20 protein-coding genes and 1 riboswitch are annotated in these 23005 nt (G+C 67.8%); of the genes, 12 read left to right on the forward strand and 8 right to left on the reverse strand.

Features of this window, described 5'->3' with window-relative positions; translation table 11 throughout:
• The 8 genes from ACIGKL_RS09690 to ACIGKL_RS09725 form a co-directional block, all read right to left on the reverse strand.
• A complete protein-coding gene (locus ACIGKL_RS09690) occupies positions 1 to 681 on the reverse strand; it encodes an energy-coupling factor ABC transporter permease (protein ID WP_397486447.1) in 681 nt (226 codons plus the stop codon).
• Between the two features lie 54 nt (positions 682 to 735).
• Positions 736 to 934: riboswitch (cobalamin riboswitch) on the reverse strand.
• Between the two features lie 33 nt (positions 935 to 967).
• Complete coding sequence (locus ACIGKL_RS09695; RefSeq protein WP_397486448.1) at positions 968 to 1393, reverse strand: PaaI family thioesterase; 426 nt, start codon at positions 1391 to 1393, stop codon at positions 968 to 970.
• Positions 1394 to 1396: 3 nt separating this feature from the next.
• Positions 1397 to 3046, reverse strand: coding sequence for an acyl-CoA dehydrogenase family protein (locus ACIGKL_RS09700; protein ID WP_397486449.1), 1650 nt, complete (start codon positions 3044 to 3046; stop codon positions 1397 to 1399).
• Positions 3043 to 3684: a TetR/AcrR family transcriptional regulator gene (locus tag ACIGKL_RS09705; RefSeq protein ID WP_397486450.1), complete on the reverse strand. Its 642-nt coding sequence runs from the start codon at positions 3682 to 3684 to the stop codon at positions 3043 to 3045. The genes ACIGKL_RS09700 and ACIGKL_RS09705 overlap by 4 nt, the downstream gene beginning before the upstream one ends.
• Before the next feature lie 144 nt (positions 3685 to 3828).
• Positions 3829 to 4425, reverse strand: coding sequence for an HAD family hydrolase (locus ACIGKL_RS09710; RefSeq protein ID WP_397486451.1), 597 nt, complete (start codon positions 4423 to 4425; stop codon positions 3829 to 3831).
• Entirely contained in the window at positions 4422 to 5291 is an 870-nt protein-coding gene (gene tesB / locus ACIGKL_RS09715) for an acyl-CoA thioesterase II (RefSeq protein WP_397486452.1), read from the reverse strand. The genes ACIGKL_RS09710 and tesB overlap by 4 nt, the downstream gene beginning before the upstream one ends.
• Positions 5288 to 6892: a nitroreductase family protein gene (locus ACIGKL_RS09720; protein WP_397486453.1), complete on the reverse strand. Its 1605-nt coding sequence runs from the start codon at positions 6890 to 6892 to the stop codon at positions 5288 to 5290. Before ACIGKL_RS09720 ends, tesB begins: the two co-directional genes overlap by 4 nt.
• Complete coding sequence (locus ACIGKL_RS09725; protein WP_397486454.1) at positions 6889 to 7449, reverse strand: GNAT family N-acetyltransferase; 561 nt, start codon at positions 7447 to 7449, stop codon at positions 6889 to 6891. Before ACIGKL_RS09725 ends, ACIGKL_RS09720 begins: the two co-directional genes overlap by 4 nt.
• A 69-nt stretch (positions 7450 to 7518) precedes the next feature.
• Between ACIGKL_RS09725 and ACIGKL_RS09730 the strand changes: the two genes are divergently transcribed.
• The 12 genes from ACIGKL_RS09730 to ACIGKL_RS09785 all read left to right on the forward strand — a co-directional run bounded on the left by ACIGKL_RS09730 (position 7519) and on the right by ACIGKL_RS09785 (position 22977).
• Positions 7519 to 8439, forward strand: a complete 921-nt coding sequence (locus tag ACIGKL_RS09730; protein ID WP_397486455.1) for a histone deacetylase — start codon at positions 7519 to 7521, stop codon at positions 8437 to 8439.
• Positions 8440 to 8557: 118 nt separating this feature from the next.
• A complete protein-coding gene (dsbD, locus tag ACIGKL_RS09735; protein ID WP_397486456.1) occupies positions 8558 to 10330 on the forward strand; it encodes a protein-disulfide reductase DsbD in 1773 nt (590 codons plus the stop codon).
• 143 nt (positions 10331 to 10473) lie between these two features.
• Positions 10474 to 10923 carry a type II 3-dehydroquinate dehydratase gene (aroQ, locus tag ACIGKL_RS09740; RefSeq protein WP_021445594.1) on the forward strand — a complete coding sequence of 150 codons (450 nt, stop codon included), beginning with the start codon at positions 10474 to 10476 and terminating at the stop codon, positions 10921 to 10923.
• Between the two features lie 22 nt (positions 10924 to 10945).
• Complete coding sequence (accB, locus tag ACIGKL_RS09745; protein WP_397486457.1) at positions 10946 to 11404, forward strand: acetyl-CoA carboxylase biotin carboxyl carrier protein; 459 nt, start codon at positions 10946 to 10948, stop codon at positions 11402 to 11404.
• A 17-nt stretch (positions 11405 to 11421) separates the two neighbouring features.
• Entirely contained in the window at positions 11422 to 12777 is a 1356-nt protein-coding gene (gene accC / locus ACIGKL_RS09750) for an acetyl-CoA carboxylase biotin carboxylase subunit (RefSeq protein ID WP_011920892.1), read from the forward strand.
• Between the two features lie 141 nt (positions 12778 to 12918).
• Positions 12919 to 13800: a 50S ribosomal protein L11 methyltransferase gene (gene prmA, locus ACIGKL_RS09755; RefSeq protein ID WP_397486458.1), complete on the forward strand. Its 882-nt coding sequence runs from the start codon at positions 12919 to 12921 to the stop codon at positions 13798 to 13800.
• A gap of 195 nt (positions 13801 to 13995) precedes the next feature.
• The gene (locus tag ACIGKL_RS09760) at positions 13996 to 15255 is read left to right on the forward strand and encodes a DUF3426 domain-containing protein (RefSeq protein ID WP_397486459.1); all 1260 of its coding nucleotides are present in this window, start codon (positions 13996 to 13998) and stop codon (positions 15253 to 15255) included.
• A gap of 230 nt (positions 15256 to 15485) precedes the next feature.
• Entirely contained in the window at positions 15486 to 16484 is a 999-nt protein-coding gene (gene dusB / locus ACIGKL_RS09765) for a tRNA dihydrouridine synthase DusB (protein ID WP_397486460.1), read from the forward strand.
• Complete coding sequence (fis, locus tag ACIGKL_RS09770; RefSeq protein WP_397486461.1) at positions 16481 to 16801, forward strand: DNA-binding transcriptional regulator Fis; 321 nt, start codon at positions 16481 to 16483, stop codon at positions 16799 to 16801. The genes dusB and fis overlap by 4 nt, the downstream gene beginning before the upstream one ends.
• 70 nt (positions 16802 to 16871) lie before the next feature.
• Complete coding sequence (gene purH / locus ACIGKL_RS09775) at positions 16872 to 18479, forward strand: bifunctional phosphoribosylaminoimidazolecarboxamide formyltransferase/IMP cyclohydrolase (protein ID WP_397486462.1); 1608 nt, start codon at positions 16872 to 16874, stop codon at positions 18477 to 18479.
• Between the two features lie 220 nt (positions 18480 to 18699).
• Positions 18700 to 19989: a phosphoribosylamine--glycine ligase gene (gene purD, locus ACIGKL_RS09780; protein WP_397486463.1), complete on the forward strand. Its 1290-nt coding sequence runs from the start codon at positions 18700 to 18702 to the stop codon at positions 19987 to 19989.
• A gap of 198 nt (positions 19990 to 20187) precedes the next feature.
• Entirely contained in the window at positions 20188 to 22977 is a 2790-nt protein-coding gene (locus ACIGKL_RS09785; protein WP_397486464.1) for a response regulator, read from the forward strand.
• Positions 22978 to 23005 lie beyond the last annotated feature (28 nt).

The raw sequence follows: 23005 nt of genomic DNA on the forward strand, positions 1-23005 counted from the left end.
TCAGGCGGCCTGGTGCAGGCGCACGTTGAACAGCGGGCCCTGGCTGAAACGCGCCAGCGCCTTGGCCGCGGCCAGCACGCCCAGATCGATCAGCGGCTCGACCAGGATCACGCTCATATAGGCCAGGCCGAAGCTGCCCACCGCGGCCAGGTTATCCGCGGCGAAACCCTGGCCGTAGAAAGCCCAGAACGCCACCCAGGCGACGATGCCGCCCTGGTAGGCGGTCGACAGCGCCAGCGCCTGCTTGTAGGAGAGATCCACGTAGGCGGTGCCCGGCGCGACAATGCGCTTGGCCAGCAGCTGGATGCCCCACAGCGGCAGCAGCAGGGTGGTGACGTTCATGCCGTACTGCGGCAGGTCGAACTGGGCGAACAGCAGCCCCTGCAACAACAGGCCGGCGGCCAGGCCGATGGCCGCGGCGCCGGCGCCGAACAGCAGCAACAGGGTCGAGCCGAGGATCAGGTGCACCTCCGAGACACCCACCGGGTGATGCGGCAAGACCTCGAAGAAGCAGAACACCAGGGCGGTGGTCAACAGGCTGCGCAGCGCCAGGGCGACCGCCCCACCGTTGTCGCGGATGGCATCGCGGGCGAGTTGGGCGGTCAGGCCGAAGCCGGCGACGGCCGTGGCGTAGCTGAGCAGGATCTTGGCGCCTTCGACGACGCCGGGTTCGATATGCATAAGGGTTCCTTGGTCGCGCCCACCGCGCGACGATCCGGATGGAGGGGATGGGCGCAAGCGCCCGACGGCGATGGCAGGTCTCCTGGCTCGCGGCTCGACCCTTCGCCCGCCTTCCCGGCCGGTGGGCCAGTGGCATATGGGCGTCGTTCGCCGCTTACAGTTGCGGGGGCAGCCAGGGCATTGGCGACATGCGCCGCACCCTGTTCCCTTTTCATCCGACCCTGGGGCCGGAACCATCGGCGGCCACCTTACCCGGCGGCACGGACAAAAGACAGTGCCCGGCGTCTTAGGCCGTATGACGCAAGCAGGTGAAAAGGCCACTGGCGTTGGCACACAGCTGCCCCTGAGCGTCGTGCAGCGTGGCCTGCACCGCGACCTGTCGCCCGTCGCGCTGCAGCACGCGGGCTTCGGTACGTAGCGGCAAGGCCGCCGGGCCGATTGGGCGCAGGTAATTCACCTGCAGGCTGGCGGTCACATAGACCTCCTCGGCGCTGGCCTGCGAGTACACCGCCAGCCCCAGCGCCGCATCGAACAGCGTGGCGGTGTAGCCGCCATGCACACCGCCGAGCGGATTGAAGTGCACGGCCGGCGGCTGACTGCTGAAGCCCGCCACCCCGGCTGCAGCCTGCAGCTGGGAAATGCCGTAATCGGCACCGATGTCACCGGCCAGCCAGGCCCGTAACCGTTCAAAGAGACTGGCGTGCATGTTCATGCCTTAGATCAGCTGCGGCATGCTGCGCGCCAGCAGTGCTTCGACGTCGACGCCGCGCGGCAGGGTGCCGTAGACGCGGCCGCGGCCTTCCAGGCGGCTGGCGATAAAGGCGTCGCTCACCACGCTGTTTCCGGCCTCCAGCAGCAGCTTGGCCTGCAGCGCCACGGCCACGTCCTCGGTGAGCTGGCGGGCGCGGTACTGGATATCGGCGGTATCCGCAAAATCGGCCTTCAAGCGCTGGATATGCGCCTTCAGCCGCGCATCGCCGTGGCCGTCGCCCAGCTCGGCGAACAGCGCACCGAGCACGCCGGGCTCCTTGGACAGGGCGCGCAGCACGTCCAGGCATTGCACGTTGCCCGAGCCCTCCCAGATCGAGTTGACCGGCGCCTCGCGATACAGGCGCGGCAGGATGGTTTCCTCAACGTAGCCGGCGCCGCCCATGCATTCGCTGGCCTCGTAGACCATCTCCGGCGCGCGCTTGCAGATCCAGTACTTGCCGACGGCGGTGACCAGGCGGGCGAACTTGTCTTCCTGCTCGTCATGCAGGTGATCCAGCGCGCGGCCCATGCGCATGGACAAGGCCAGCGCCGCCTCGCTTTCCAGCGCCAGGTCGGCCAGCACGTTCTGCATCAGCGGCTGGTCGGCGAGCAGCTTGCCACCCACCTGGCGATGCGCGCAGTGGTGCGCGGCCTGGGTCAGCGCCTGGCGCATCAGGCTGCTGGAGCCGACCATGCAGTCGAAGCGGGTCATGGCCACCATCTCGATGATGGTCGGCACGCCGCGCCCCTCCTCGCCGAGCATCCAGGCGAAGGCGCCGCGGTACTCCACCTCGCTGGAGGCGTTGGCCCAGTTGCCCAGCTTGTTCTTCAGGCGCTGGATATAGAACTGGTTGCGCGTGCCGTCCGGGCGGTGGCGCGGCAGCAGGAAGCAGGACAGGCCCTTGTCGGTCTGCGCCAGGGTGAGGAAGGCGTCGCACATCGGCGCCGAGCAGAACCACTTGTGCCCGACCAGTTCGTAGGCCTGCCCCGGCCCGCCGCTGCCGACCGGGTAGGCGCGGGTGGTGTTGGCGCGCACGTCGGTGCCGCCCTGTTTCTCGGTCATGGCCATGCCGATGGTGACGCCGCTCTTCTGCTCCATCGGCAGGTTGCGCGGGTCGTACTGGCTGGAAAGGATCTTCGGCAGCCACTGCTCGGCCACGTTCGGTTGCAGGCGGATGGCCGGCACGGCGGCGAAGGTCATGGTCAACGGGCAGCCGCTGGCCGCTTCGGCCTGGCTGTGCAGGTAGGTCAGCCCGGCACGGGCGACATGGGCGCCGGCGCGCGGGTCGGTCCAGGGCAGCGAGGGCAGGCCGTGCTCGACCGCGGTGCGCATCAACTCGTGGTAGGCCGGATGAAACTCCACCAGATCGACGCGGTTGCCGTAGCGGTCATGGCTCTTGAACACCGGCTTGTTCTCGTTGGCGAGGAAGCCGGCCTGCATCAGTGCGCCGCCGGCCAGCGCGCCGTAGGCGTGCAGGCGCTGTTCGGCCCAGCCGCCGTCATAGCGGCGAATCCACTCCTGCAGCGGCAGGTCGAGGCGATAGAGGTTGGCGCCGTCCAGGCTCGGTACCTGGTTGAACACCTCGTGGGTTTCGGCGTGCAGGCTGGGTTTCATCGCGGCAGTTCCTCGGCGCCGACGGCGCGCAGACAGAAGGTGACCAGGCTGGCGCTGACGTCGGCCAACTCCAGGGTGGGGTGGCCCGCCGCACGGGCGGCGCGGGCCGGGGGAGAGAGCGGGCCGACCAGGGCCTCGGCGATGGCGCCGACCAGGCAGGCGGCGACCAGGCCGACCTGCTCGAGGCGAAATTCGCCGCGGCGCACGCCCTCCTCGAGCAGATCGGTAAAGAGTTCGGCATAGGCCTCGCGGTACAGCAGGCGCTGCTCGTCCACTTCGGGGTCGACCGGCTCGGCGATCAGGGCGAAGGCCAGGCGGCGGCTGTGCCAGGCGCGCGCGGCGAACTGTTCGAGGCCGGCGCGCAGGCGCTGCGGCGCGCCGCCCGGCGCGCGCAGGGTGGCGGCCAGGGCATCGACCTCGCGCTGGCTGGCGTCGGCGAACACCTCGGCAGCCAGTTCGCCCTTGCTGCGGAAATGCCGGTACAGGCTGCCGGTGGCGATGCCGACGTCTTCGGCCAGCGCCTGCATGGTCAAGGCGGCGAACCCGCCATCGACCACCCGCTGCAGGGCACAGACGAGGATGCGTCGACGCAACGCCTGATCGCGGTCGAGCCGCGCTTCGCTGGGACGGTAAGCCATGGTCTGAGTCCTGATTCACAGAACATCAGTGAATCAGGATTCAGACCATGACTAAAGCGACGTTCCGGCCAAAACTGCGGCCGAACGCACGTCGGAATGCAGGAGACGCAACGTGGAGGCGCACGCAGCGCACCCTACGCGAGGCTAAGGGCCGAGGTGCGCCAGCAGCTCCGCGCAATCGCGCGCATGCAGCCCGGTCAACTCGGGCCAGGGGTTGTCCGGCAGGTTGACCAGCACCGCGCGCGCACCGGCGGCCTGGGCGCATTCCAGGTCGAAGCGGTAGTCGCCGACCATCACCAGCTCACGCGGCGCCACCGCCCAGCGCTCGGCCAGGTGCAGCAACCCGCCGGGATGCGGCTTGGGCGGCGCCTCGTCGCGGCCGAGGATGTCTGCGTCGGCGAAACAGTCGTCCAGGCCGATGGCCTGCAAGGTCAACAGCGCCAGCTCATGGGCGTTGCGGGTGAGGATGCCGAGCCGGCAGCCGCGCTCGCACAGCGCGCGCACCAGATCGATGGCCCCCGGCGCCGGTCGCGAGGCCACCGCCAGTTCGCGCTCGTGCTCGAGCAACCAGGCGTGCTTCTGCGCGGCTTCGTCTGCCGGCAACGCCGCCAGATGATGGAGGATGTCGTCGTCCTGGGGAATACCCAGCGCGCGCTTGATCGCCGGGAAGTCGTGCACCGCCAGGGTCAGGGTGCCGTCCATGTCGAACACCCAGTGGCGCGCCGTCGCCAGCTGCCTCATTTCCAGTCTTCCCGCACGCGGGTCAGGCCTTCCTGGGCGGCCGAGGCCACCAGCTCGCCCTGGCGGTTGTAGATGCTGGCGCGGGAGAAGCCGCGCGCGTTGCCGGCCCAGGGGCTGTCCATGGCGTACAGCAGCCAGTCGTCCATCCGCAGGTTGCGATGGAACCACAGCGAATGGTCGAGGCTGGCGACCTGCATGAACTTCTGGAACACCGACACGCCATGCGGCTGCATCGAGGTGGTGAGCAGGTTGAAGTCGCTGGCGTAGGCCAGCAGGTACTTGTGCAGCTGCGGGTCGTCCGGCAGCGCGCCAGCGGCGCGGAACCACACGTACTTGACCGGCTCGCAGGGCTGCGGGGCGAAGGGATTGATCAGGGTCACCGGGCGGATCTCGATCGGCTTGTCGCTGATCATTCGCTCGCGCAGACGTTCGGGAATCATCGAGGCGACCATCCGCGCCAACTCGGTTTCCGACTTCAGCCCTTCGGGACCGGGCACCTCGGGCATCGCACTCTGGTGGTGGAAGCCCTCCTCGTCGTACTGGAACGAGGCGCTGCAGAAGAAGATCGGCTGGCCCTTCTGCACCGCCACCACGCGGCGGGTGCTGAAGCTGCCGCCGTCGCGGGTGCGCTCGACCTGGTAGACCACCGGCAGCGTGGCGTCGCCGGGGCGCAGGAAGTAGCCGTGCATCGAATGCACATGGCGCTCGGCGGCCACCGTCTGGCTGGCCGCGGAGATGCACTGGCCGAGCACCTGGCCGCCGAACAGCTGGCGGAAACCCAGGTCCTGGCTGCGCCCGCGGAATAGGTTTTCCTCGATCTGCTCCAGGCTGAGCAGCGCCACCAGATCGTCGAGCACCTGGGTCATGGGGTCTCTCCTTGCACAGGGGGAATACGGGGTTGCGGGTAGGCCGGCAGGGAGGTCAGGCGTTCGTCCCATACGGCGCGGCCAAGGGTGAAATGGTAAAGGCTTTGCCAGCCGCTGTCGGCAGCGCCGAGCAATTCCTGCAAGGCATCGTCGAAATAGCAGCCGATGCCGGTGGCCGACAGCCCGGCCGCCTCGGCCTCCAGATAGAGCAGCTGGCCGATCTGCCCGCACTCCCAGTAGAGCCTGGGATAGCGCCAGGCGCCATCTGTCAGGGCATCCTCCAGCCGCGCCAGCATGGCCAGGGCCAGGCAGCCGTCGGCGGCGATGTCCTGGCCGCAACTCAGAAAGCCCGCCAGGCCGCGGGCATCGCCTTCGAGCAGGCGGTACAGCGGCAACTCGTCGTCCACCCGTTGCCACAGATAGTCCTCGCGCAGCGCCTGCCCCCCGCCGCCCGTGCGATCCAGCCAGTACAGCCCCGGCGCCAGGCCCTGCACGCGATGGACGAACAGCAGCAGGTCGATGGCCGGCGGCTCGCCAGTAAGCGCGAAGGGCAGCGGCGACTGCGCCGGCAGCAGGCGGCGCAGCCAGGCCAGCAGCAGTGCAGCCTGGATGCCGCTGCGCCCGTCCATGGCCTGCGCGCTGCGCCGCCGGTGCAGGAGCGGCCGTAGCGGCAGACCCGGATTGTCCCCACGCACGGCGGCCGCCTCGGCACTCCAGGCCACGGGCGGCAACGCCGGCGCCCGGCACAAGGCATGTACCCGCTGCAACTCCGGCCAGTGGCGATAGTCGCGTGACAGGCGATTGGGCGAGCCCTGCAGTTGCAGCTGCGCCAGGTCATCGAGCAGAGCCTCGGGCAAGTGGAATTCGGCCTGCTGCGCCGGGCCTATCCACAGCAGACAGTCGCCGTATTCCGCCTCGTGAAAGCCGCTGCGATCCAGCCCCAGCAGGCCGTCGAGCCGCGTCTCCGCCACGCCGCGCAGCAGCCGTACCTGCCAGCCCTGCACGCCGGCGGCGATGGCCAGGGCCGCCAGCGCGTGGCCGAGGTCGTGCTGGCAGTAGCGGTAGGCGCGCTCGCCGTATTTCCACGCCTCGCGCCAGGGGATGCTGGCCAGGCCGAGGAGAAAACCGCCGGCCGGCAACGCTGCGGCCAGCCGCTTGCCCAGCGCCTCCGGCAGCTCGGCGCGCACTTCCAGGCCGTGCAGATCCGGCGCGTAATGCGCCAGCAAGCCGTGCTCATCGAGCGCGCCGGGCGGCAGCAGCAGATAGGCCTCGGTCGGATGCAGGTTGCCGGACGAGGGATTGACCCGCAGCGCCCAGCGGCTGCCGCCGGCCTCCTTCCAGGCGGAAATGGCCAGGCTGTCGTAGAGCAGTTGCGCGACGCTGGCGCGATCCAGCAGCGCGGGCGGCGTCTGCGCCCCGGCGAATGCCGCGTCATAGGCCGGTGACTCCTCCAGCGGGCGGTGGAACAGCTCGATCAGCGGCGAGCCCGCATAGCGGCGAAACGGCGCCGGCTGGGTCGCCCAGTCCAGCTGCCCCGGCCCCGGGGCGAAACGTTCGGGCGCATGCTTGCTGAGTTGGTGATAGGCGAGCACCCCGTTCATCGCGCGGCCTCCCACTGCGCGCGGCGGATGCGGTAAAGCACATGGGGCTGCAGCGGATGGCCGGCCGGCAGCTGCGGATGGCGGAAATCGCCGGCCATATCGCGCTGCATGCCGATGGCGCGCATCACCGCCTGCGACGGCAGATTGGCCGGCACGGTAAAGCTCACCACCTGCTCCAGGCCGAGCCGCTCGAAGGCCAGCGCCAGCGCCGCGCGCGCCGCCTCGCGGGCATAGCCCTGACGCCAGTGGGCGCGGGCCAGGCGCCAGCCGATTTCCACGGCAGGCACGAAAGGCGCTTCGAAGCCGACCTGGGCCAGGCCGGTGACACCGATCAGTTCGCCCGTGTCGCGCCGCTCCAGCGCCCAGAAGCCATAGCCATGCGCGTCGAAATGCGCGCGGATGCGCGCCAGCAGCTGCGCGCTCTGCGCGGCGTCCAGCGGTGCGGGAAAGTGGCGCATCACCTCGGCATCGGCATTCAGCGCGGCGAAAACCGGCAGGTCGGCGTCGCGCCAGGCGCGCAGCAGCAGGCGCGGGCTGTGGGTCTCGATAGGCGGCATGGCGGCTCGCTTGAGTAGGGAGGAAGGCTGCGGCCATACTCGGCCGCTCGATTCGCTGATGCCTATTCTATGCCGCTACCGCTGGTCTACCACGAGGACTACAGCCCGCCCTTCCCCGCCGGGCACCGTTTCCCCATGGAAAAATTCAGCCTGCTGCGCGATCACCTGATCGCCAGCGGCCTGACCAGCGACGCCCAGCTGCAGCGCCCCGCGCTCTGCCCGGCGGACATCCTCGCCCTGGCCCACTGCCCGGACTATATCGCCCGCTACATGGCCGGCGAGCTGGCGCACGAGGAGCAGCGCCGCCTCGGCCTGCCCTGGAGCGAGGCGCTGGCGCGGCGCACGGTGCGCGCCGTGGGCGGCTCGCTGCTGACCGCCGAGCTGGCGCTGCAGCACGGCCTGGCCTGCCACCTGGCCGGCGGCACCCACCACGCCCACTACGACTTCCCCTCCGGCTTCTGCATCTTCAACGACCTGGCGGTGATCGCCCGCTACCTGCTGGCAGCCGGGCGGGTGCAGCGGGTGCTGATCTTCGACTGCGACGTGCACCAGGGCGACGGCACCGCGCGGCTGCTGGCCGACTGCGACCAGGCGGTGACCGTGTCGTTGCACTGCGCGCAGAACTTCCCGGCGCGCAAGGCGCAGAGCGACTGGGACATCCCCTTGCCGCGCGGCATGGGCGACGCCGACTACCTGCGAGTGGTGGACGACACGCTGAACTACCTGCTGCCGCTGTACCAGCCGGACCTGGTGCTCTACGACGCCGGCGTCGACGTGCACCAGGACGATGCCCTCGGCCATCTGCAGCTCACCGACGCCGGCCTCGCCGCGCGCGACGAGGCGGTGCTGCAGCACTGCCTGGGCCGCGACATCCCGGTGCTCGGCGTGATCGGCGGCGGCTACGCCAAGGATCGCGCCGTCCTGGCCCGCCGCCACGGCATCCTGCATCACAGCGCGCACAAGGTTTGGAACGCGCTGGGACTGGGCTAGCCGGCGACATGCCACTGGTCCCCCGGCAATATCCGCTGACACCCTGCGCCACCACGTCGCCTGGGGCCTGGGCGCCAACTTGGGTATGATGCCGGCGAGTCCGTCGTGCGAGTCCACCATGCGCCGTCTGTTGCCCCTGCTTCTGTTGCTGCTCGTTTTCCCGGCCGCCGCCGGCCTGTTCGATCAACGCCCCGCCGCCGCGCCCATCGGCGCCACGCTGAACAACAGCGGCGATTTCCTGCCGGTGCGCGAGGCGTTCAAGCTGAGCCTGGTGAGCAGCGACGCCGAGGCGCTGACCCTGCGCTTCGTCGCCGCCGAGGGCTATTACCTCTACCGCCACCGCTTCAACTTCAGCGTCGAGCCAGGCGATCTCGCGCTCGGCCAGGCCGAACTGCCGCCGGGCCAGGCCAAGCACGACGAGTACTTCGGCGACGTCGAGGTCTACTACGGCGTGCTGGATATCCGCCTGCCGCTGGCCAACCCGGACAATCGTCCGTTGCGCCTGCAGGTCGGCTACCAGGGCTGCGCCGACAAGGGCCTGTGCTATCCGCCGGAAAGCGAATTTATCGAGATCGGCGAGCTGCCCGCCGCTGCCACACCCGCCAGCCCCGCCAGCACGCCGGCCGCGGGCTGGAACTGGCAGGAGCTGGCGCTGTTCTTCCTCGGCGGCCTGGCGCTGACCTTCACCCCCTGCGTGCTGCCGATGCTGCCGATCCTCTCCGGCGTGGTGCTGCGCGGCCAGCTCGGCGGCCTGCGCAGCCTGACCCTGTCGCTGGCCTACGTGGTGCCGATGGCCGCCTGCTTCGCCCTGCTCGGCACCCTGATGGGGCTGTTCGGCGCCGGCCTCAACCTGCAGGCGCGGCTGCAATCGGCCTGGGTGCTGGTGCCCTTCGCCGCCTTCTTCGCGCTGTTCGCCCTGGCCATGTTCGGCCTGTTCGAACTGCGTCTGCCGCGCGTGATCAGCGAGCCGCTGGACCGTCTGGCGGGCAAGACCCACGGCGGCTCGCACCTCAATGCCGCGCTGCTCGGCGTGCTCTCCAGCCTGCTGGTCAGCCCCTGCGTGTCGGCGCCGCTGGCCGGCGCCCTGCTCTATATCAGCGCCAGCGGCGACGCCCTCGGCGGCGGTCTCAAGCTGCTCGCCCTGGGCCTGGGCATGGGCACCCCGCTGGTGCTGTTCGCCGTCGGCGGCGGCGCCCTGCTGCCGAAGAGCGGCACCTGGATGGTCAGCGTGCGCAACGCCTTCGGCGTGCTGCTGCTGGCGGTCTCGGTATGGCTGCTCGAACGGGTGCTGCCGGGCAGCCTCAGCCTGGCGCTGTGGGGCCTGCTGGCCGGCGGCGTGGCGGTGTTTCTCGGCGCCCTGGAGTTCGGCCCCAAGACCCACCGGCAGAAGCTCGGCCAGATCGCCGGCCTGGCCCTGCTGGTCTACGCCCTGGCCAGCTGGGTCGGCGCCCTGCAGGGGGCGAGCGATCCGCTCAAGCCGCTCGGCCAGCTGCAGGCCGGCGCCGGCGCGGCGAGCGCCAAGGGCGGCGCCTGGCTGACCCTGAGCAGCCCGGCCGAACTGGACGCCGCGCTGGCCGAGGCCAAGGCCGCCGGCCAGCCGCTGCTGCTGGACTGGTACGCCGACTGGTGCATCAGCTGCAAGGTGATCGAACGCGAGGTGTTCGGCTCGGTCGAAGTGGGCAGCAAGCTCGGCGACTGGCGTCTGATCCGCTTCGACATCACCGAGAGCAACGCGGCGCAGCGCGCCCTGCTCGACCGTTACCAGCTGTTCGGCCCGCCGGCGATTCAATTGTTCGCCGGCAACGGTGACGAATGGCTCGATCTGCGTGTCGTAGGTGAGGTCGATGCCGCCAGCTTCGCCGCCCGCCTGGATCAGGCCAGCGCGCGCTAGGCGCCCAGCTCAGCCTGGCAACGACCGAAACCACCGCTATAGTCATATTTTTGCCGCAAACGCCGGGCATCGTGTCGGCTATTGCTGACATCGGGCCAGCTGCGGCATAGTCCTGCGCAGCTCGAACAACAAGGAACGCGACCATGGCCACCCTACTGGTGCTGCACGGCCCCAACCTCAACCTGCTGGGCACCCGCGAGCCCGACAAATACGGCGCCACCACCCTGGCCGAGATCAACCAGGATCTGGAACGCCGCGCCCGCGACGCCGGCCACCACCTGCTGTACCTGCAGAGCAACGCCGAGTACGAGCTGATCGAGCGGATTCACGCGGCGAAAGGCGAAGGTGTCGACTTTATCCTGATCAATCCCGCCGCTTTTACCCATACCAGCGTCGCATTACGTGACGCGTTGCTGGCGGTGAGCATCCCATTCATCGAAGTGCACCTGTCCAACGTGCACAAACGTGAACCATTCCGCCATCACTCCTACTTCTCCGACGTTGCGGTGGGGGTGATCTGCGGCCTTGGCGCCAGCGGTTACCGGCTGGCCCTGGAGGCCGCGCTAGAACAACTTGAAACTAAACGACCCTGACCTCACCGGGAGTTGAATCGCTATGGATATCCGTAAAGTCAAGAAACTGATCGAGCTGCTGGAAGAATCCGGTATCGACGAGCTGGAGATCAAAGAGGGCGAAGAGTCCGTACGCATCAGCCGCCACAGCAAGCAGCCGGCCTACGCGCCGCAACCGGTCTACGCCCAGGCCCCGGCGCCGGCCGCCGCCCCGGTAGCCGCCGCTCCCGCCACCGAGGCCGCCCCGGCCGCCGCGCCGAAGCTGAACGGCAGCGTGGCCCGCTCGCCGATGGTCGGCACCTTCTACCGCGCCGCCTCGCCGACCTCGGCCAACTTCGTCGAAGTCGGTCAGAGCGTGAAGAAAGGCGACATCCTGTGCATCGTCGAAGCCATGAAGATGATGAACCACATCGAGGCCGAAGCCAGCGGCGTGATCGAGTCCATCCTGGTGGAAAACGGCCAGCCGGTTGAGTACGACCAGCCCCTGTTCACCATCGTTTGATGCACGGGGAGCCTGCAATGCAGAAGCTGGAAAAAGTCCTGATCGCCAACCGAGGCGAAATCGCCCTGCGCATCCTGCGCGCCTGCAAGGAGCTGGGCATCAAGACGGTGGCCGTGCATTCCACCGCCGACCGTGAACTGATGCACCTGGGCCTGGCCGACGAGTCCGTCTGCATTGGTCCAGCCCCTGGCGCAAAGTCCTACCTGAACATCCCGGCCATCATCAGCGCCGCCGAAGTCACCGGCGCCACGGCGATCCACCCGGGCTACGGCTTCCTCGCCGAGAACGCCGACTTCGCCGAACAGGTGGAGAACTCCGGCTTCGCCTTCATCGGCCCGAAAGCCGACGTGATCCGCCTGATGGGCGACAAGGTGTCGGCCAAGGACGCCATGATCAAGTCCGGCGTGCCGGTGGTGCCCGGCTCCGACGGCCCGCTGCCGGAAGACGAGGAAGAAGCCCTGCGCATCGCCCGTGAAGTGGGCTACCCGGTGATCATCAAGGCCGCCGGCGGCGGCGGCGGTCGCGGCATGCGCGTGGTGCACAAGGAAGAAGACCTGATCAAGTCGGCCAAGCTGACCCGCACCGAAGCCGGCGCGGCGTTCGGCAACCCGATGGTCTACCTGGAAAAATTCCTCGGCAACCCGCGTCACGTCGAAGTCCAGGTACTGTCCGACGGCCAGGGCAACGCCATTCACCTGTACGACCGCGACTGCTCGCTGCAGCGTCGCCACCAGAAGGTGATCGAAGAGGCCCCGGCTCCGCTGATCGACGAGAAGGCCCGCGCCGAAGTGCTCAAGCGCTGCGTCGATGCCTGCGTCGAGATCGGCTACCGCGGCGCCGGCACCTTCGAGTTCCTCTACGAAGACGGCCGCTTCTACTTCATCGAGATGAACACCCGCGTGCAGGTCGAGCACCCGGTCACCGAGATGGTCACCGGCATCGACATCGTCAAGGAGATGCTCAGCATCGCCGCCGGCAACAAGCTGTCGATCAAGCAGGAAGACGTGAAGATCCTCGGTCACTCCATCGAGTGCCGGATCAACGCCGAAGATCCGGACAACTTCATGCCCAGCCCCGGCAAGGTCAAGCATTTCCATGCTCCGGGCGGCAACGGCGTGCGCGTCGACTCGCACCTGTACAGCGGCTACAGCGTGCCGCCGCACTACGACTCGCTGATCGGCAAGCTGATCACCTTCGGCAAGGACCGCGACGAGGCCATGGCGCGCATGCGCAACGCCCTCGACGAGATCGTGGTCGACGGCATCAAGACCAACGTGCCGCTGCACCGCGACCTGACCCGCGACAAGGGTTTCGTCAAGGGTGGCGTGAACATCCACTACCTGGAAAAGAAACTGGGTATGGACAAGCACTGAGACTTAGGTCTGCTGCACCGACAAGGGCTGCCATCTGGCGGCCCTTGTCGTTTCCGGCCGGCGGCCGAACTGGCAGCCCGCCCATCCGTTCAAGTAAGCTGCGCGGCCAAACGCCCCGCCGCATCGTTCATGAGGTTGCCCATGCCCTGGTTACAAGTCCGTCTCGCCATCACGCCGGAGCAGGCGGAGACCTACGAGGACGCCCTGCTCGACGTCGGCGCCGTGTCGGTGACCTTTATGGACGCTGAAGACCAGCCGATCTTCGAGCCGGACCTGGGCACCACCCCGCTGTGGTCGCACACCCACCTGCTCGCCCTGTTCGAGGCCGACACCGACGAGACCGCGCTGCTCGCCCACCTGCAGCTGCTGTGCGGCGGCGCCCTGCCGGAACACCAGGTCGAACGCATCGAGGACCAGGACTGGGAGCGCAGCTGGATGGACGGCTTCCAGCCGATGCGCTTCGGCCAACGCCTGTGGATAGTGCCGAGCTGGCATGCCGCGCCGGAGCCGGAGGCGGTCAACCTGCTGCTCGATCCGGGCCTGGCCTTCGGCACCGGCACCCACCCGACCACCGCGCTGTGCCTGGAATGGCTGGACGGCCAGACTCTGGACAACTGCAGCGTGCTGGATTTCGGCTGCGGCTCGGGCATCCTGGCCATCGCCGCGCTGCTGCTCGGCGCGCCGCAGGCGGTCGGTACCGATATCGACCCGCAGGCGCTGGAGGCCTCGCGCGACAACGCTTCGCGCAACGGCATCGATCCGGCGCGCTTCCCGGTCTATCTGCCCGCCGACCTGCCGCAGCAGCCGGCCGACGTGGTGGTGGCCAATATCCTCGCCGGCCCGCTGGTCTCGCTGGCGCCGCAGATCGGCGCGCTGGTCAAGCCGGGCGGGCGCCTGGCGCTGTCGGGCATCCTCGCCGAGCAGGCCGAGGAAGTGCGCGCCGCCTACGCCGGCGCCTTCGCTCTGGATCCCACGGCGGAAAAGGACGGCTGGGTGCGCATCAGCGGCGTCAAGCGCTGGTAGGTTGGCGCTGAGCGCAGCGAAGCCCAACGGGAAGCACACCGTGCTCCGCCCGACAGCCCAAAATCGCCGATGCCCGGTCTGGTTTCGGCGTTGCGTCCGCCATCGCTCGTTGGGCTTCATCGCTTCGCGCCTCAACCCAACCTACAGAAGCCTCACCTCAGTTAGACTAACCGCCTCGAGTTATCGGACCCGCGCATGAGCGAAAGCCACGTCACCCAGTGCCCCCATTGCCGCACCAGCTTCCGCGTCAGCCAGGCGCAGCTGGCTGCCGCCCATGGCGCGGTGCGCTGCGGGGCCTGCCTGCACGTGTTCAACGCCGCGCAGCAGTTGTTCGGCACGCCCGGCGCTGCGCCCACGACCGCCCCGTCGGCAGCAGCCGGCAAACCACAGCCAGCGGCCGCCGGCAAACCGGCCAAGGCCGCCGACGACACCCTGTGGATTCACGACGACCTCGACCTGGACGATCTCGATCTGGACGAGGAACTGGCCAAGCTGGAGCAACAGGAACAGCAACTGTCGCAGCAGTTCCTCGCCCTGGAGCGCGCCCCGCGCTACAGCGAAGGCTTCGCCAGCGACCAGCGGCCGGGCCGCGACGCGCCGCACGACGAGGCCTGGGCCGAAGCCCTGCTGCGTGACGAGCCGGTAGAACGCGAGCGCGATAGCTTCGCACTGCAACCTACCGAAGAGCAGCCTGAGTCCGCCGCCGCTGAGCCCAAAGCAGCCAGCGAATTCGCCGCCCCCGTCACGCCCCGCAACCAGCAGCCCAGCGCCGACGAGCTCGACGAACCGAGCGAACCGCGCCTGGGTAGCCTCGATGACGAACCGGACGAGCAAGAGCGACAGGATGAAGACCTGCGCAGCGAGCGCGAAGAACCCAGGGCGGCGCGCAGCGAGCCGGGCCTGCGCGAAGAACGCCTGTTCGAACTGGATGACGAACCCCTGCAGCTCGACTGGCGCCAGCCACAGGGCATCGCCTGGGGGCGCCTGTTCGGCTGGGGCCTGCTCAACCTGCTGGCGGCCGGCGGTCTGCTGGCGCAATACGCCGCCTACAACTTCGACGAGCTGGCGCGCCAGGACCGCTACCGCCCCTGGTTCGAGCAGCTCTGCCCGAACGTCGGTTGCGAGTTGCCGTCGAAGGTCGATATCAGCCAGATCCGCAGCAGCAACCTGGTGGTGCGCAGCCACCCGGAGTTCTCCGGTGCGCTGATCGTCGATGCAATCCTCTACAACCGTGCGCCCTTCGCCCAACCCTTCCCGCTGCTGGAAATGCGCTTCGCCGACCTCGGCGGACAACTGGTGGCCAGTCGCCGCTTCAAGCCCAGCGAATACCTCGCCGGCGAGCTGGCCGGGCAGAGCGAAATGCCGCCGCAGACGCCGATCCATATCTCCCTGGACATCCTCGACCCGGGCACCCGCGCGGTGAACTACAGCCTCAGTTTCCACTCCCCGGAATAGCCTGCAGGTGGCGCGACAACTGGCCGCAGGCCGCCTATCGAACTCTTGGCGATAAGCCCATAGCTGTTCAGAATTTGTTCAAAACAGCCTTTATCCGGTCATCCAGAGCGGGTATCATGCCCACCCTTTTGCGAGCACAGGCCCACCATTGTTTCCCCTGCGGAAACCGTGGAGGACAGCTGTTGATCGCCCCATTGTCTCAACTGCGAACCAACAAGCAGGGACGCCCCATGTCGGCCCCACGTATCGGCCCCTACACATTGCCCAATCGGTTGATCCTGGCCCCCATGGCCGGCGTCACCGATCGCCCGTTCCGCCAGCTGTGCCGCCGCCTCGGCGCCGGCCTGGTGGTGTCGGAGATGGTCACCAGCGATGTGCGCCTGTGGAACAGCCGCAAGTCCAGCCTGCGCCTGCTGCATGCCGGCGACCCCGAGCCGCGTTCGGTGCAGATCGCCGGCGGCGACCCGCAGATGCTCGCCGAAGCCGCGCGCAGGAACGTCGAGCTGGGCGCGCAGATCATCGACATCAACATGGGCTGCCCGGCCAAGAAGGTCTGCAACAAGGCCGCCGGCTCGGCCCTGCTGCGCGACGAGCCGCTGGTGCGCGAGATCCTCGAGGCGGTGGTCGGCGCGGTGGACGTGCCGGTGACCCTGAAGATCCGCACCGGCTGGGACCGGCAGAACAAGAACGGCATCACCGTAGCGAAGATCGCCGAGGATGCCGGCATCACCGCCCTCGCCGTGCATGGCCGCACCCGCGCCGACCTCTATACCGGCGAAGCCGAGTACGACACCATCGCCGCCATCAAGCAGGCGGTATCGATCCCGGTGTTCGCCAACGGCGACATCGACTCGCCGCAAAAAGCCCGCACCGTGCTCGACGCCACCGGCGCCGATGCCTTGCTGATCGGTCGCGCCGCTCAGGGCCGGCCGTGGATATTCCGCGAGATCGAGCATTACCTGCGCACCGGCGAAAGCCTCCCGGCGCCGAGCCTGCTCGAAGTGGAACGCATCCTGCTGGAACACCTGGCCGCACTGCACGCCTTCTATGGCGACCTGATGGGCGTGCGCATCGCCCGCAAGCATGTCGGCTGGTATCTCGCAACCCTGCCGGGCGCCAGGGAGTTTCGCGCCCAATTCAACCGTCTGGACAGTACGGACGCACAGTGCGCCCAGGTTCGCGCGTTTTTCCGCGAACGGCACAACGATGGAAACGAGGTGGCCGCATGACGTTGATGACAGAGACCTTAGTGAGTGGAACCGCACCCGTGAGTGACAACACCAGCCTTAAACAGCACCTGAACACGCCGAGCGACGAGGGCCAGACCCTGCGTGGCGCCGTGGAGAAGGCGCTGCACAACTATTTCGCCCATCTCGAGGGCGCGGACGTCACCGATGTGTACAACCTGGTGCTCACCGAAGTGGAAGCGCCGCTGCTGGAAACCGTCATGAATTACGTGAAAGGTAACCAGACCAAGGCCTCCGAGCTGCTCGGCCTGAACCGCGGCACGCTGCGCAAGAAGCTCAAGCAGTACGACCTGCTGTAAGCGAATCCCCGGGAAAGGGCGGCCGAGTGCCGCCTTTTTTCACTGTTTTCCTGTTCCGATGGACTTTGCCATGACCGACCAGACCACCCGCCTCCCCGTTCGCCGCGCCCTGATCAGCGTCTCCGACAAGACCGGCATCCTCGAGTTCGCCCGCGAACTGGCCGCCCTCGGTGTCGAGATCCTCTCCACCGGCGGCACCTACAAGCTGCTCAAGGACAACGGCGTGGCCGCGGTCGAGGTTGCCGACTACACCGGCTTCCCGGAAATGATGGACGGCCGGGTGAAGACCCTGCACCCGAAGATCCACGGCGGCATCCTCGGCCGTCGCGCCCTCGACGGTGCGGTGATGGACGAGCACGGCATCAAGCCGATCGACCTGGTGGCGGTCAACCTGTACCCCTTCGAAGCCACCGTGGCCAAGCCCGATTGCGACCTGGCCGACGCCATCGAGAACATCGATATCGGCGGCCCGACCATGGTCCGTAGCGCCGCGAAGAACCACAAAGACGTGGCTATCGTGGTCAATACCGGCGACTACGCCGGCATAGTCGAAGCCCTGAACGCCGGCGGCCTGACCTACGCCCAGCGCTTCGACCTGGCGCTCAAGGCCTTCGAGCATACCGCCGCCTACGACGGCATGATCGCCAACTACCTGGGCACCATCGACCAGGCCCGCGACACTCTGTCCACCGAAGGCCGTGGCGCCTTCCCGCGCACCTTCAACAGCCAGTTCGTCAAGGCCCAGGAAATGCGCTACGGCGAAAACCCGCACCAGAGCGCGGCGTTCTACGTCGAGGCGAAGAAGGGCGAGGCCAGCGTTTCCACCGCGATCCAGCTGCAGGGCAAGGAACTGTCGTTCAACAACGTGGCCGACACCGACGCCGCACTGGAATGCGTGAAGAGCTTCGTCAAGCCGGCCTGCGTCATCGTCAAGCACGCCAACCCCTGCGGCGTGGCCGTGGTTCCGGAAGACGAAGGCGGCATCCGCAAGGCCTACGACCTGGCCTACGCCACCGACACCGAATCCGCCTTCGGCGGCATCATCGCCTTCAACCGCGAGCTGGATGGCGAAACCGCTAAAACGATCGTCGAGCGTCAGTTCGTCGAAGTGATTATCGCCCCCCAAATTTCTGCTGAGGCCCGTGAAGTGGTGGCCGCCAAGGCCAACGTGCGCCTGCTCGAGTGCGGCCAGTGGCCGGCCGAACGTGCCACCGGCTGGGACTTCAAGCGGGTCAACGGCGGCCTGCTGGTACAGAGCCGCGATATCGGCATGATCGCCGCAAGCGACCTGAAGATCGTCACCCAGCGCGCACCGAGCGAGCAGGAAATCCACGACCTGATCTTCGCCTGGAAAGTGGCCAAGTTCGTCAAATCCAACGCCATCGTCTACGCCAAGAACCGCCAGACCGTGGGCGTCGGCGCCGGCCAGATGAGCCGCGTCAACTCCGCGCGCATCGCCGCGATCAAGGCCGAGCACGCCGGCCTGCCCGTTCCGGGCGCGGTGATGGCCTCGGACGCCTTCTTCCCCTTCCGCGACGGCATCGACAACGCCGCCAAGGCCGGCATCACCGCCGTGATCCAGCCGGGCGGCTCGATGCGCGACAACGAAGTGATCGCCGCGGCCGACGAGGCTGGAATCGCGATGGTATTTACCGGCATGCGCCACTTCCGCCACTAAGTGGCGCGGCCGCGCTGAAGCAGGCGTCTGCGTTGTTGCGGACGACTTCGCTAATGCTCATTGCCAGTCGGCAACTGCGCTTATCGAAGCCATCCGCGCCTAGCATCCACCAGCTCCATCACGGCCCGATAGATTGCTAGAAGCAAGATTTTCGTAGGGTGGATAGCGCTTTTCCTATCCACCAAACGGGCCACCGGCCCGCCTCCATTGGGAGAGATACATGAACGTACTGATCATCGGCAGCGGCGGTCGCGAACACGCCCTGGCCTGGAAAGTGGCGCAGGATCCGCGCGTCGAGAAAGTCTTCGTCGCCCCCGGCAACGCCGGCACCGCGGTGGAAGCCAAGTGCGAGAACGTGAGCATCGACGTGCTGGCCATCGAGCAGCTGGCCGACTTTGCCGAGCAGAACGTGCAACTGACCATCGTCGGGCCGGAAGCGCCGCTGGTGAAGGGCGTGGTCGATCTGTTCCGCTCGCGCGACCTGGACATCTTCGGCCCCACCGCCGCCGCCGCCCAGCTGGAAGGCTCCAAGGCCTTCACCAAGGACTTCCTGGCGCGGCACCAGATCCCCACCGCCGATTACCAGAACTTCACCGAGATCGAACCGGCGCTGGCCTACCTGCGCGAGAAAGGCGCGCCCATCGTGATCAAGGCCGACGGCCTGGCCGCGGGCAAGGGCGTGATCGTCGCCATGACCCTCGAAGAAGCCGAAGCCGCCGTGCGCGACATGCTCGCCGGCAACGCCTTCGGCGACGCCGGTTCGCGCGTGGTGATCGAAGAGTTCCTCGACGGCGAGGAAGCCTCCTTCATCGTTATGGTCGACGGCGAGAACGTGCTGCCGATGGCCACCAGCCAGGATCACAAGCGCGTCGGCGACGCCGATACCGGCCCGAATACCGGCGGCATGGGCGCCTACTCCCCCGCGCCGGTGGTCACCGCCGAGGTGCACCAACGGGTGATGGACGAGGTGATCTACCCCACCGTGCGCGGCATGGCCAGCGAAGGCAACGTTTACACCGGCTTCCTCTACGCCGGGCTGATGATCGACAAGGCCGGCGCGCCGAAGGTCATCGAGTTCAACTGCCGCTTCGGCGACCCGGAAACCCAGCCGATCATGTGCCGCCTGGAAAGCTCCCTGGTGCTGCTGGTCGAGGCCGCGCTGGCCAAGGCGCTGGACAAGGTCGAGGCGACCTGGGATCCGCGCCCCACCGTGGGTGTGGTGCTGGCCGCCGGCGGCTACCCCGGCGACTACGCCAAGGGCGAGGTGATCGAGGGTCTGGACGAGGCCGCCAAGCTCGACGGCAAGGTGTTCCACGCCGGTACCGCGCTGAAGGATGGCCAGATCGTCACCGCCGGCGGTCGCGTACTCTGCGCCACCGCCATCGGCGCCAGCGTCGCCGATGCCCAACAGCAGGCCTACCGCCTGGCCGAGAAGATCCGCTGGAACGGCATGTTCCACCGCCACGACATCGGCTACCGCGCCATCGCCCGCGAACGCGGCGAAGGCTGATCGCCGCCAGGGCACATGACGCCGGTCGGTGGCCGCCAGGGACGGCAGGCCACAAAAACGCCGGGAGCGTTTTTGCGCGCAAGCCCCGAAGGGGTGAAGCACATGGATGTGCTGAGCACAAAAATGCCCACCTACGCCATATTCTCCCGGACAAATGCTTGGCTATAATCCGGCCACTCATTTAGAAGGGATTTGCCCGTGCACCGGCTCAGGATTGCCATCGGATTACTCGCCTGCTTGCTGCTGCTCGGCCTCAACCTGACAGCCAGCGCCGGCACCGTTCCGACCACAAGCCCTCAGAGCTGGTCCTACCTGATCGACGCCAGCGCCCACCTGGGCCTGGAAGAAGTGCGCGCCCAGCGCCAGCAGTTCAAGCCGCTCAGTAAACAATCCTTCACCTTCCCGCCCAGCCAGCACGCCGTCTGGCTGCGCGCCGAGTTGCCGCCACAGAACCAGCCCACCTGGCTCTGGGTATTCTCGCCGCGGGTGCAGTACCTCGACTACTACCTACTGCGCGATGGCCAGCTGGAGCACAACCTGCACACCGGCGAGGCCATGCCGCTGGACTCGCGCCCGCTGCCCTCGCGTTTCTACCTGATGCCGCTGCCCAACGACGGCCAGGCCCGCGTCGCCTATGTGCGGCTGACCTCCAACCACCCGCTGATGACCTGGTTCAAGGTGATGGACCAGGCCGAGCTGGTCAGCCTGGAAAAACCCGCCTACCTGTTCGGCGCGCTGTTCGGCGCGCTGCTGCTGCTGACCCTGTACAACCTCATCCGCTTCCTCTACAGCCGCAGCGCCAGCAGCCTGTGGCTGGCCGGGGTGAACATCGGCCTGGCGGTATGTTCCTCGGCCAACCTCGGCGTCTTCGCCCAGTGGCTGCCGAGCCTGAGCCACAACCAGTCGCTGATCGCCGACCTCTCGGCGCTGTTCGCCGCCTTCAGCGGCCTGGCCTTCGCCCTCAGTTTCGTCCGCGGCACGCCGGTACAGGCCAGCCTGCTCAACCGCCTGCTGCAGGGCAACGCCCTGTTGCTGCTGGCCTACGCCCTGTGCGTCAGCATCACCGGGCTGCTCTGGTACAGCTCGCTGGTCTACTTGCTGGTGGCCCTGAGCACCCTCAACCTGCTGCTGGTCGGCAGCCTGCACTGGCGCGCCGGTTACCAGCCGGCGCGGCTGATCGCCCTGGGCATGCTGGTGTTCAACCTCGGCTTCGGCTTCTTCATTCCGGTGCTGCTGGGTTACGACCAGCTCAACCCGGGCTGGCTGGTGCTAGGCGTGTTCAGCGTCGCCACCCTGGCCGGGCTGATCCTCAGCGTGTCGCTGACCGAGCGTCAGCGGCAGATCCAGCTCGACACCCTGCAGGAGCGCACCGCGTTGGCCGCCAGCAGCGCCGAACTGCGGGCCAAGGCCGAGTTCCTGGCGAAGATCAGCCACGAGATCCGCACACCGATGAACGGCGTGCTGGGCATGACCGAGTTGTTGCTGGGCACGCCGCTGTCGGCCAAGCAGCGCGACTACGTGCAGACCATCCACAGCTCGGGCAACGAGCTGCTCACCCTGATCAACGAGATTCTCGACATTTCCAAGCTGGAATCCGGGCAGATCGAGCTGGACGACGTGCAGTTCGACCTCGGCGCGCTGATCGAGGACTGCCTCGACATCTTCCGCGCCAAGGCCGAGCAGCAGCGGGTCGAGCTGATCAGCTTCATCCAGCCGCAGGTGCCGCGGGTGATCAGCGGCGACCCCACGCGTCTGCGCCAGGCTCTGCTCAGCCTGCTCGACAATGCCTTCAAGCAGACCGACGAAGGCGAGATCCTGCTGGTGGCGGCGCTGGACAGCAGCGATGGCCAGCACCGTCTGCGCATCGCCGTGCAGGACAGCGGCCGCCCGCTGCTGGCCGAGGAGCGCGACGCCCTGCTCAACGCCGAGCTGCACAGCAAGGACTTCCTCGCCGCCACCCGCCTCGGCGGGCGCCTGGGCCTGATCATCGCCCGTCAGTTGGTGCGTCTGATGGGCGGCGAGTTCGGCATCCAGGGCAGCGGCAACCAGGGCTCGACCCTGTGGCTGACCCTGCCGCTGGACGCCGCCCGCCTGCAACAGCCCGAAGCCGATCTGGACAGCCCGCTGCAGGGCGCGCGTCTGCTGGTGGTGGACGACAACGACACCTGCCGCAAGGTGCTGGTGCAGCAGTGCAACGCCTGGGGCCTGCAGGTCAGCGCCGTGCCCTCGGGCAAGGAAGCCCTGGCCCTGCTGCGCACCAAGGCGCATATGCGCGAATATTTCGATGCGGTGCTGCTCGACCAGGACATGCCCGGTATGACCGGCATGCAGCTGGCGGCCAAGATCAAGGAAGACCCCAGCCTCAACCACGATATCCTGATCATCATGCTCACCGGCATCAGCAACGCGCCGAGCAAGGTGATCGCGCGCAACGCCGGGATCAAGCGCATCCTGGCCAAGCCGGTGGCCGGCTACACGCTGAAGACCACCCTGGCCGACGAGCTGGCCCAGCGCCCCAACGACAGCCAGGTGCAGGCCGCACCGACGCCGGTCAGCGCGCCGCTGGAGGTGCCCGGCGACTTCCGCATCCTGGTGGCCGAGGACAACAGCATTTCCACCAAGGTGATCCGCGGCATGCTCGGCAAGCTCAACCTGCAGCCGGATACCGCCAGCAACGGCGAGGAAGCCCTCTGCGCGATGAAGGCGCAGCACTACGACCTGGTGCTGATGGATTGCGAAATGCCGGTGCTAGACGGCTTCTCCGCCACCGAACAGCTGCGCGCGTGGGAAGCGGCCGAGCACCGCCCGCGCACCCCGGTGGTGGCGCTCACCGCGCATATCTTGAGCGAACACAAGGAGCGCGCGCGCGCCGTGGGCATGGACGGCCACATGTCCAAGCCGGTGGAGCTGTCGCAACTGCGCGAGCTGATCGAACACTGGATCGCCGAACGCGAACTGCGCCGCCAGCGTAACGCGCTGCCAAACTGATCGTTTCCGTCCCCCCAGTTTTCTGCGA

Source organism: Pseudomonas sp. NPDC077186 (genome assembly GCF_044543505.1).
GTDB lineage: Bacteria > Pseudomonadota > Gammaproteobacteria > Pseudomonadales > Pseudomonadaceae > Aquipseudomonas.

Excerpts from the sequence above, each read along its gene's own strand:
- ACIGKL_RS09710 (WP_397486451.1), bottom strand. The coding sequence starts at position 4,425 with ATGAGGCAGCTGGCGACGGCGCGCCACTGGGTGTTCGACATGGACGGC.
- ACIGKL_RS09725 (WP_397486454.1), bottom strand. The coding sequence starts at position 7,449 with ATGCCGCCTATCGAGACCCACAGCCCGCGCCTGCTGCTGCGCGCCTGG.
- ACIGKL_RS09760 (WP_397486459.1), top strand. The coding sequence starts at position 13,996 with ATGAGCGAAAGCCACGTCACCCAGTGCCCCCATTGCCGCACCAGCTTC.
- accC (WP_011920892.1), top strand. The coding sequence starts at position 11,422 with ATGCAGAAGCTGGAAAAAGTCCTGATCGCCAACCGAGGCGAAATCGCC.
- ACIGKL_RS09695 (WP_397486448.1), bottom strand. The coding sequence starts at position 1,393 with ATGAACATGCACGCCAGTCTCTTTGAACGGTTACGGGCCTGGCTGGCC.
- purH (WP_397486462.1), top strand. The coding sequence starts at position 16,872 with ATGACCGACCAGACCACCCGCCTCCCCGTTCGCCGCGCCCTGATCAGC.
- prmA (WP_397486458.1), top strand. The coding sequence starts at position 12,919 with ATGCCCTGGTTACAAGTCCGTCTCGCCATCACGCCGGAGCAGGCGGAG.
- tesB (WP_397486452.1), bottom strand. The coding sequence starts at position 5,291 with ATGACCCAGGTGCTCGACGATCTGGTGGCGCTGCTCAGCCTGGAGCAG.
- accB (WP_397486457.1), top strand. The coding sequence starts at position 10,946 with ATGGATATCCGTAAAGTCAAGAAACTGATCGAGCTGCTGGAAGAATCC.
- dsbD (WP_397486456.1), top strand. The coding sequence starts at position 8,558 with ATGCGCCGTCTGTTGCCCCTGCTTCTGTTGCTGCTCGTTTTCCCGGCC.
- aroQ (WP_021445594.1), top strand. The coding sequence starts at position 10,474 with ATGGCCACCCTACTGGTGCTGCACGGCCCCAACCTCAACCTGCTGGGC.
- ACIGKL_RS09720 (WP_397486453.1), bottom strand. The coding sequence starts at position 6,892 with ATGAACGGGGTGCTCGCCTATCACCAACTCAGCAAGCATGCGCCCGAA.
- fis (WP_397486461.1), top strand. The coding sequence starts at position 16,481 with ATGACGTTGATGACAGAGACCTTAGTGAGTGGAACCGCACCCGTGAGT.
- ACIGKL_RS09690 (WP_397486447.1), bottom strand. The coding sequence starts at position 681 with ATGCATATCGAACCCGGCGTCGTCGAAGGCGCCAAGATCCTGCTCAGC.
- purD (WP_397486463.1), top strand. The coding sequence starts at position 18,700 with ATGAACGTACTGATCATCGGCAGCGGCGGTCGCGAACACGCCCTGGCC.
- ACIGKL_RS09705 (WP_397486450.1), bottom strand. The coding sequence starts at position 3,684 with ATGGCTTACCGTCCCAGCGAAGCGCGGCTCGACCGCGATCAGGCGTTG.
- ACIGKL_RS09730 (WP_397486455.1), top strand. The coding sequence starts at position 7,519 with ATGCCGCTACCGCTGGTCTACCACGAGGACTACAGCCCGCCCTTCCCC.
- ACIGKL_RS09700 (WP_397486449.1), bottom strand. The coding sequence starts at position 3,046 with ATGAAACCCAGCCTGCACGCCGAAACCCACGAGGTGTTCAACCAGGTA.
- dusB (WP_397486460.1), top strand. The coding sequence starts at position 15,486 with ATGTCGGCCCCACGTATCGGCCCCTACACATTGCCCAATCGGTTGATC.